We start from the raw sequence: 8,365 nt of genomic DNA, 5'->3' as shown, positions 1-8,365 counted from the left end.
GAGGAAGGGGACTTCTTTTCGGGAAATATGTTAAATCAATCTAGCTAATTATTAATTTGAAAACTGCGTTATATATTTGTTGCAACTAAATCATAAAAAGAGAAACGTACACTGATGCTACGTTTCTCCTTTTATGACATAAGCTATATATAAGATAAGATTTAATTTTGCATTCATTTTTTTATTAAAGCTTATTCAATAATTGATTTAAATCTTGCTTTGTTTTCGTCGTTAACGTCTTTAGCTTCTTTAAATCTTGTTTTTGTTTTCCCATTTCAACAATGAGTGGATATAAATTTTGCTCAATTGTTTTATAATCGGATGCATGCTGCGCTTCAACTTCTTTCTCAACTACATCCCATTTATCAACCAGTTGCTTGCCAAGTTTATTTACAGCTTCTTGTTTTGGATTTGCTTTCAATTGCTTGTCCACTTCTTCAATTAACTGTACAACTTCTTTTACTCCACTCTTCACGCTAACATTTTGCTTTCCATTTGTTGATTTTGTTTCACTTGTTCCGTTTTTCTCATTCTTTGTTTGATCTGCATTCGTTGATTTCGTTTCCGTTTTCCCATCTGCACTTGTTGTTTTTGAGTCCTTATCCTCATTTTTACTCGCATTTGTTTGGTCTGCACTCGTTGTTTTCGCTTCTTCTTGATTGTTTGTTTGTTCCTTTTTACTTTGTGTTGCTTGATCTTTTTCTGTTGAGGTACCGCAAGCTGTAATGGAGAGCATCGCTCCAATTGCCAATGAAGCAATCGCTATTTTTTTCAATTTCATAATAAGCCTCCTAATATTACAAATTCACCTCCCAAATAGGTTTCTATATACTTCCAAAAATCCCTTTTTATTATTTATTAAAAATACAATTTTCTCAATAAAACCTTTCAATCGAATGAATCACTTACCCGGTCAGCTCGCTGTTTCTATACCCGTACCATCACAACTTTCAGTTAGCAATATATAAAAAATCCTCTGTATAGTAACAGAGGATTTACAATTTATTTGATATTTGCTAGAATACGTTCAGCACCAAGTTGTAAACTACGAGACAAGATCACATTTACAATAGTAAAAATAACTAGAATACAGAAAAACATACCCCACATTCCTACTCCTAATGAGAAAAATAACGCACATACTCCGCCAACTGTAATACCGACTAATAATATATTCGCAAGAAAATTCCAAAGCGTAGTATAACGACCTTTAAACATTTTTTGTTCGGAATCCCAATGAATATCAGCGGTTTGTGCATCCCAGCGTGTGCCTATTAAATTGTTTAACCATAAGCCATTTGCACAAAGCAAGAACCAAAGTAACATAAATACTGGTGACACACCGCCTACAATGATAAGCACAAGACCAAAGATAGCTAAAATAGTGGTATTAATGAGCCAAGCTGTAAATACTTTCGCAAAGAAAATACCTTCTGCCTTAACTGGCAAATAGCGATTGATAAACCAAGTACGACCTTCTCTCGAAAAAGATGTTGTCGCAATAACATTAGATCCCATTAAAAACATACCTGCACAAAAAGCAAGACCAAGCGCTAGACCAGTAGTTTCACTATCTTTTATAAATTTATTTAACCAAGCTAAGTTCCCGTCCTGTACAAAAATAATAAAGAAAAACATAATTGGCATTATAAAAGTTTGCACAATACAATTAATAAAAAACTGTGGTGTGCGAATCAAAATACGAAACTCTTTTTTCACATATGCTTTCCAATGTGAATTTTGCATAGTAGCTTTATTAAAATTCTCAGTAGAAATCACTTCTTTTTTCGCAGTACTATTCGAAATTCCAATAACCCCTTTTAAATATGTACGCCCTGCAACATAGAAAAACAATCCAAAAAACGCCAATGAAATCAGAGCGAAAAGAAGTAAATATAAAATTCCTTTCCAAGAGGTACTTTCTATTAACGCCATTGCCCCAATATAAGTTGTCGGAAAATAGTTTGTCATTTCTACTAGAAATGAAGATTGATTATTTGTAAAATAGTCTGCTGCAGTTTGTCCAGAAACAGCACTTCTATTTTTCCATTGCATAAATACATTAATGCCCACAATTAGCAATAAAGTAAATAACCCCATTAACATATTACTTCTATCTTTATTTTTGGCGATATTTGTATAACGCATAATGACTGTCATGAGAAGTGAAGCAAGAACTAACGGAATAATCGGGAAAAATATGTAAACAATTAAAAAGTAGACATAATATGTAATAAAAGCTCCACTTTGTAATCCATACACTATGAAAATTGGAAATAAAACAAACGAAGCCATCACATATTGTGTAATTAAAACGGTAATAAACTTCGCCGTAATAATATGGGCTGGCTGAAGTGGTAGTGGTAATAACATTTCGACGTCATCGCTATAATAAAACACTGTTAAAATTGTCGTAATACTAAACACGAACACCCATATACTGCCTACCGCTAACCCCATGCCAAGTAGTGAGTTTTCCTGACCAAATTGTTTAAATACGTTATACATACCATTGGCAAGTGGACCTATAAATAAGAATCCAACACACAAAAGACCAAAAAATGAAAGCACATATACAACACGCTTCTTCTTATCAGTTAACATGTCAGCATAGTTCATTTTTAATAATATTTTTGTTAACATCCAAATTTTATTCATCTTCTGTCATCTCCAAGAACATTTTTTCAAGAGATTCATTAGATTCAAAGTGCTCTCGTATTTCAGCTAAGTTCCCTTGAAATTGAAGTGTTCCTTTATTAATAATCGCAACTTGATCACATAATTTTTCAGCAACTTCTAACACATGTGTTGAAAAGAACACCGTTTTCCCTTTATCAGCATGTTCACGCATCATTTGTTTTAATATAAATGCCGATTTCGGATCTAATCCAGTCATTGGCTCGTCTAAAATCCAGACATCTGGATCATGCAAAAGAACGCCAATAATAATAATTTTTTGGCGCATTCCGTGTGAATAACTTTGAATTTGATCAGACAATGCTTCGTACAAACTAAAACGCTCTGCTAGTGTTCGGATCTTTTCTTGACGTACATCTTTCGGAACATCATACATATCCGCCATAAAATTTAAATATTCAATACCTTTTAAGCGTAAAAACATATCAGGACTGTCAGGAACATACCCAAATATCTTTTTCGCTTCAAGCGGCTCTTTCGCAATGTCTTTTCCATTTACGGAAATCGTTCCGCTATCAAGAGAATGAATACCTGTTATCATCTTAATTGTCGTTGATTTCCCTGCACCATTTGGGCCTAAAAAACCAAATATCTCTCCGCTTGGCACTGTTAAATTTAAATCTTTTACTGCAAATTTGCTACCGTTATAGCTCTTTGATACATTAGCAATTTCAATCATCCATATCCAGCCCTTCTCTTTTTTTCCAATAATTACATTACAATTATAACATAATAGGTTTCTGTATTTTATAACTTTTTAGAATCATCAAATACAACATCTCTTTATCTCACATTAACGAAAAGTAAGACCTCCTGCTGAAGGTCTTACTTTCTTTCTACTACCCTATGTTCCCTTATCCATAAAAATATATATACGAAGCTACCCCAACTGCTAAAACAACCCCTAAAAGTAGATAAATGATTGAAAGTCTTGCAATATTTCCTTTCGTTGAAGTTCCGTAATTTTCTTCCTCACTTTTCCCAACCATTATCGTCCCCGTAACTGTCACTGCTACTATGATTAATACCCCCAATATCCATGCTAACATCTCTTCATTTCCTCCCCTCTTTACAAATTTTACGTTATTTGTTTCATTAACAGTATTGATATATTTGTAATTATTTCAACAATTTTCAAATTAATTGTAAAATAAAGAAAATAAAAAAGGTAGAGATTCTAAAAAGTAATCTTACAACTTTTTAAGATCTCTACCTTCTATCTTATTTTTCTTCTAACAATAAATCACGTAAATTGGCTAGTTGTTCTTTCGTAATGCCAATTCCTTTATGAGCATATTGCTCCACAGACCCATATACATTGTGAATTTCATCAAATGCCGCTTGCAAGTATTCAACCCTCGCTTCAAACATCGCGCTTAAAATTTCAATACTTGTTTCATCCTTAAGCTGTGCTCCTAAAAAGGCCATCATTTTCTCATTCAACTGTTCACGAAATCCATTACTCAATAAATAATCCTGCATGACCGTCTCTTCTGGCACACCTAGTAAAAGTAATAATAAAGCAGATGCAAAGCCAGTTCGATCCTTTCCTGCTGTACAATGATTTAGAAGCGGTAAGTTGTTTGTGTCTTGTATAAGTTCTAAAAATGTCACAAATGCTTCATTGCCAGTCACGAAATCTCGATTCATCTTCACTAAATATTCTCCTGGCTTGCCAAGCATTGATAAATCTCCTAGATGGAAAAATTCATTAATATTTAAGTCTTTTGCTAAATCTTGCATAACTGGTAAGGAAACTTGATGAACATCTTGCATTTCAGGGTTTGGTTTATGGTTCACTTCGAAATCTGTGCGATAATCGCAGATAGTTTCCAATCCTAAATTATGTATATAACGAATATCTTCTTCTGTTAGCCCTGCTAATTCTTCAGAACGGTACAATTTCCCCCATTTCACCATACGGCCATCTTTCGCTTCGTACCCGCCTAAATCACGAAAGTTAAACGCACCTTGCAGTGGTAAGCGGCGCTCTGCTACTGTCATACGCTCTCCTTCGCTCGTGACCAATCGAAAATAAACTCGCTTTGCTGGATTCGGATCTTCAATTGTAACTGATGAGGCGTCTGTTACAATTGTTAATAATTCCCCATTTTCTTCAATATTCTCCGGAAATGTACTCCAATACACCTGCACTAGTTTTTCTATACTACCCCATTTTATAGATAAAGTGTTATCATTTTCTCTCTCTACTGTTACATCTAAATTTGTTTGTTTCATATTCGTTTCCATTTTTCCACCTATCACTTTCACTATCCTTTCTAACGCCTATTGTATACCATATAATGTAATTCGTCTTACATATTTCATGACATTTTGCAATCAATTTATTAATACAGAGAAAACATTTCTTGTATATCTGTAAAAGATGTACAAGGTATCCCTCGAAAGACATAGGCAATTTGTTCATTCCCAAAGTCTTGATATACAACTGTCCCTCTTTGTGGATGCACATAATATTCACAGTTTCCAATCTTTTGCGGCGAACTATAATTTCTTATCCAAGAAGACACAGGATGATAGCTATAATTGGTATGCCGACATGCCCATAATGTATATAACTGCTCTTTCGCATCCCAATATACATATTGCGTTTCGTTATCACCACAACCAATAGACTCTAATTCCCATGAACAAGGAACTGAAAATGGTAATGGCGCAAATTTCTTTTCATTAGGAGAACACCATACGGAGCAACGACTAATTTCGCCTCCCCCCTTTTCAATATGACCCTGAAAACTTAGTTGATGAAATGGTAATTTTATTTGTTGTTTTGCCTTCTCAAGTTCAAATGGATGTAATCCATATAAAAATTCCTCCATCTCATGCTGCTGAATTACTCCATCATCAATAGAAATTTCAATTTGTGTTTTCCACTTAGAAGTGACGTAACTATCGCATCCTTTATAATTTATCCCGCGCCAATATGTAAGTTTATTATATTGAAAACACTCGCCCTGTGCGTGATACAAACAACTATCTGGAAAAGTCGGTTCCATAATATCCAGAAAAAACTGTTTTACTCGAAATCATTCTCCTGCCGCTGCGATATGTGCTCTACATGCCAGTCTTGGAATAAAATTTCCGGATATAACGGAATCATTTTTTTAAAAGCTTGTTTTATCATCCATTTCCCCCTTGATTGATTTCTTCAATACTTCGAGAGGAATCTTCATTTACCCTTTTCTAATCACTCTTGTGTATTTCTCTATCTTTCCTAACTGTATACAGTTGTTGTAAGAAAACACTCGCTTCATAGCATCGTTCATTTCATCAGTGCTCCCTACATAATATGAGGCACCAATTTCTTTTAAAATATATAATGCTTTTTCATGAAGCATTGTCCCGTATCGTTTTCCACGCATATTCGGAACAATACCAAGATAAAATAATCTTCCTTCTTCTACCGTACCTGGCTCTATATACGGCAAAATAACACCTACTGGATCTTCTCCCTGAAGAGCGACTAAACAATGTTCATTCCATCTACCGCCAATTTCTGTTTGAAAAGCATATAATAATTGGTCTATAGATAACATTTCTTTCATATTTAAAGAATCCTGCATAGATTCTAGCCAAATTGTTTTAAATGTATCTTCGCCTACTTCATCTATTGTTTTCAGTGTAAACGGAACTTCCACATCTGTAACATCAGATAAATCCTTCAGTACCATCACACAACTTTTTTGATGCTGAAATTGTAAACGCTGAAACACCTCTTCATAATGTGTAAAATTTGGACTTTTTGATGAAATAACGAAATGTAAATGTAAAACTCCTTTATCCGTTGCTTTTCCCATCCAATATTGCACAATTTCTGTAACTTGTTCCTTTGTGTAGGAAACTGTATTATTTTCTTCAATTGTAATATAGTGCGGTTCTCCTACCAATACTTTAAAATCACGTTCCATATTAACAAATTGATTCATTCCTTAACCTCTTTCTGTATATTTTTTAAAATAACATGTTTTCGATTGCATGAGCAGGAGTTTTTATGAATATGTAGAATACTAGAAATTTGATGTTTTTATCAAGAAAGGATACTTTACCTTTCATTAGAAATTTTTATTCGTATCGTTAAAGCTAAAATGAGGGGGAGCATCATTGAATACCATTATGCTGCAGCAATTGTTAGAAACGATTCAAAAAAACGGATATTTATTGCCCCAAAATATCGATTTAAATCAATTAAGCATACATATGCTAGAGCATATTGGAACGTTAGACAGCTATTTACGTGATCAATTGATTTACTCTACCTTTTCTTACCTCATTTCACGTGAGTATTTTCATGGAGCTCAATTAGAAAAATTACTTATCCTAACTTTAGAAGAACAATACTTATATTGCGGCATCACTTCTAATGATAATGATAGCGTGTTTACGCGTTCTTTCACAACATTATTAATTGCATTAATATTATGTGCAGATAATAAAACAAATTTTTTAACACAAGAAACGATTATTACCGTCAAAGAAAAATTAGTAGATTATCTGAACCAAGAAATTGATTTAAGAGGATATGTACACCCTCACGGCTGGGCGCATAGTGTTGCTCATGCAGCAGATACTTTTGATGCCCTTATTCATAATCTAAAACTGCCACAGCAATATTACGAAGAACTAACTCATTGTCTTTTAAATAAAATATTCGTTTATTCTATAGTGTATCATTTTGATGAAGATGAGCGTATTATTACCCCTCTTCTTTCCATGATATCAAAAGGCTTCTCACAAAAGCAGTTTTTTGAGATTATCCGTATCAAATTAAACTTGCTCCCGCAATACAAAGCAAGACTTCCAGTCAATGATTTTTGTAATCTATGTACAAATATAAAAACTTTCCTACGCAGTTTATATTTTAGAACTGTACCTAATATTCAATTTAGTAATATAACATCTCAAGCAGAACTGATGTTAAAAGAGTTGCCTACATTCTATTAAGATATATAGTGAAACAATGATTGTAGCAACTATACAAAATACAAAGGAAAAAACGCTATTTTAATAAGAGCAGGTCATTCTACTCCCATTTTAGAATAGTTTAGATTAACTCCATACGAAACATACTTACTACATAAATAAAAGGATTGGTGTCTTATGGGATATATCGAAGAAATGCGTAATTTAGTTGGAAATCGCCCACTCATTCTAATAGGTTCACATGTAATTATATTAAACAAAAATAATGAAGTACTTCTTCAACTTCGCAGCGATTACAACTGCTGGGGAATAATTGGCGGTGCACTTGAATGCGGTGAAACGTTAGAAGAGGCTGCTAAGCGAGAAGTCTATGAAGAAACAGGGTTAATCGTGAAACAATTAGAACCCTTTCAAAATTTTTCTGGGAAAGAATTTTTTAATACATACCCAAATGGAGATCAAGTATATGGTGTTCTCGTTACATATATTTGTCGTGATTTTGAAGGATCATTACGAATCGATCATGCTGAATCAAAAGAGTTACGATTCTTTCCTATCCATGATCTCCCTACAAATGTTGGATCAGTGCATAAATTAATTTTAGACACATTTTTAAAAGAAAGCCTTTGCTAATCAATTCTATTGAAATTTACTTTAAACAAACAGACGTTTTGGATAGAACAATCACATAAAACTATCGATTCAGAAATTTGTTTCCATTTTATGA

The 8,365-nt window shown here is 33.5% G+C and carries 8 protein-coding genes and 1 pseudogene; 2 read left to right on the top strand and 7 right to left on the bottom strand.

Annotated features, from left to right (window positions below):
* Positions 1 to 184 precede the first annotated feature (184 nt).
* The 7 genes and pseudogenes from V7024_RS16580 to V7024_RS16550 form a co-directional block, all read right to left on the bottom strand.
* Positions 185 to 781, bottom strand: a complete 597-nt coding sequence (locus tag V7024_RS16580; protein ID WP_335521898.1) for a hypothetical protein — start codon at positions 779 to 781, stop codon at positions 185 to 187.
* Positions 782 to 1,002: 221 nt separating this feature from the next.
* A complete protein-coding gene (locus V7024_RS16575) occupies positions 1,003 to 2,658 on the bottom strand; it encodes a putative ABC transporter permease subunit (RefSeq protein ID WP_335521897.1) in 1,656 nt (551 codons plus the stop codon).
* Positions 2,651 to 3,376, bottom strand: a complete 726-nt coding sequence (locus tag V7024_RS16570) for an ABC transporter ATP-binding protein (RefSeq protein WP_335521895.1) — start codon at positions 3,374 to 3,376, stop codon at positions 2,651 to 2,653. The genes V7024_RS16575 and V7024_RS16570 overlap by 8 nt, the downstream gene beginning before the upstream one ends.
* 175 nt (positions 3,377 to 3,551) lie before the next feature.
* Entirely contained in the window at positions 3,552 to 3,746 is a 195-nt protein-coding gene (locus V7024_RS16565) for a hypothetical protein (RefSeq protein ID WP_335521893.1), read from the bottom strand.
* A 172-nt stretch (positions 3,747 to 3,918) separates the two neighbouring features.
* Positions 3,919 to 4,935 carry a tyrosine-protein phosphatase gene (locus V7024_RS16560; RefSeq protein ID WP_335521904.1) on the bottom strand — a complete coding sequence of 339 codons (1,017 nt, stop codon included), beginning with the start codon at positions 4,933 to 4,935 and terminating at the stop codon, positions 3,919 to 3,921.
* 110 nt (positions 4,936 to 5,045) lie between these two features.
* Positions 5,046 to 5,842: pseudogene (locus V7024_RS16555) on the bottom strand (hypothetical protein).
* A 49-nt stretch (positions 5,843 to 5,891) separates the two neighbouring features.
* Positions 5,892 to 6,644 (bottom strand): GNAT family N-acetyltransferase, encoded by a 753-nt coding sequence (locus V7024_RS16550; RefSeq protein WP_335521891.1) that lies wholly within the window; start codon positions 6,642 to 6,644, stop codon positions 5,892 to 5,894.
* A gap of 175 nt (positions 6,645 to 6,819) precedes the next feature.
* Between V7024_RS16550 and V7024_RS16545 the strand changes: the two genes are divergently transcribed.
* Positions 6,820 to 7,659: a DUF2785 domain-containing protein gene (locus V7024_RS16545; RefSeq protein WP_335521889.1), complete on the top strand. Its 840-nt coding sequence runs from the start codon at positions 6,820 to 6,822 to the stop codon at positions 7,657 to 7,659.
* 156 nt (positions 7,660 to 7,815) lie between these two features.
* Positions 7,816 to 8,271 carry an NUDIX hydrolase gene (locus tag V7024_RS16540; protein WP_335521887.1) on the top strand — a complete coding sequence of 152 codons (456 nt, stop codon included), beginning with the start codon at positions 7,816 to 7,818 and terminating at the stop codon, positions 8,269 to 8,271.
* The last annotated feature ends 94 nt before the right edge of the window (positions 8,272 to 8,365 follow it).

It is taken from the genome of Bacillus sp. JJ864 (genome assembly GCF_036963045.1).
Taxonomy (GTDB): Bacteria; Bacillota; Bacilli; order Bacillales; family Bacillaceae_G; genus Bacillus_A; species Bacillus_A pseudomycoides_C.
Note: the sequence above shows the minus strand (reverse complement) of the source record. Positions and strands in the feature narration are given on the sequence as shown.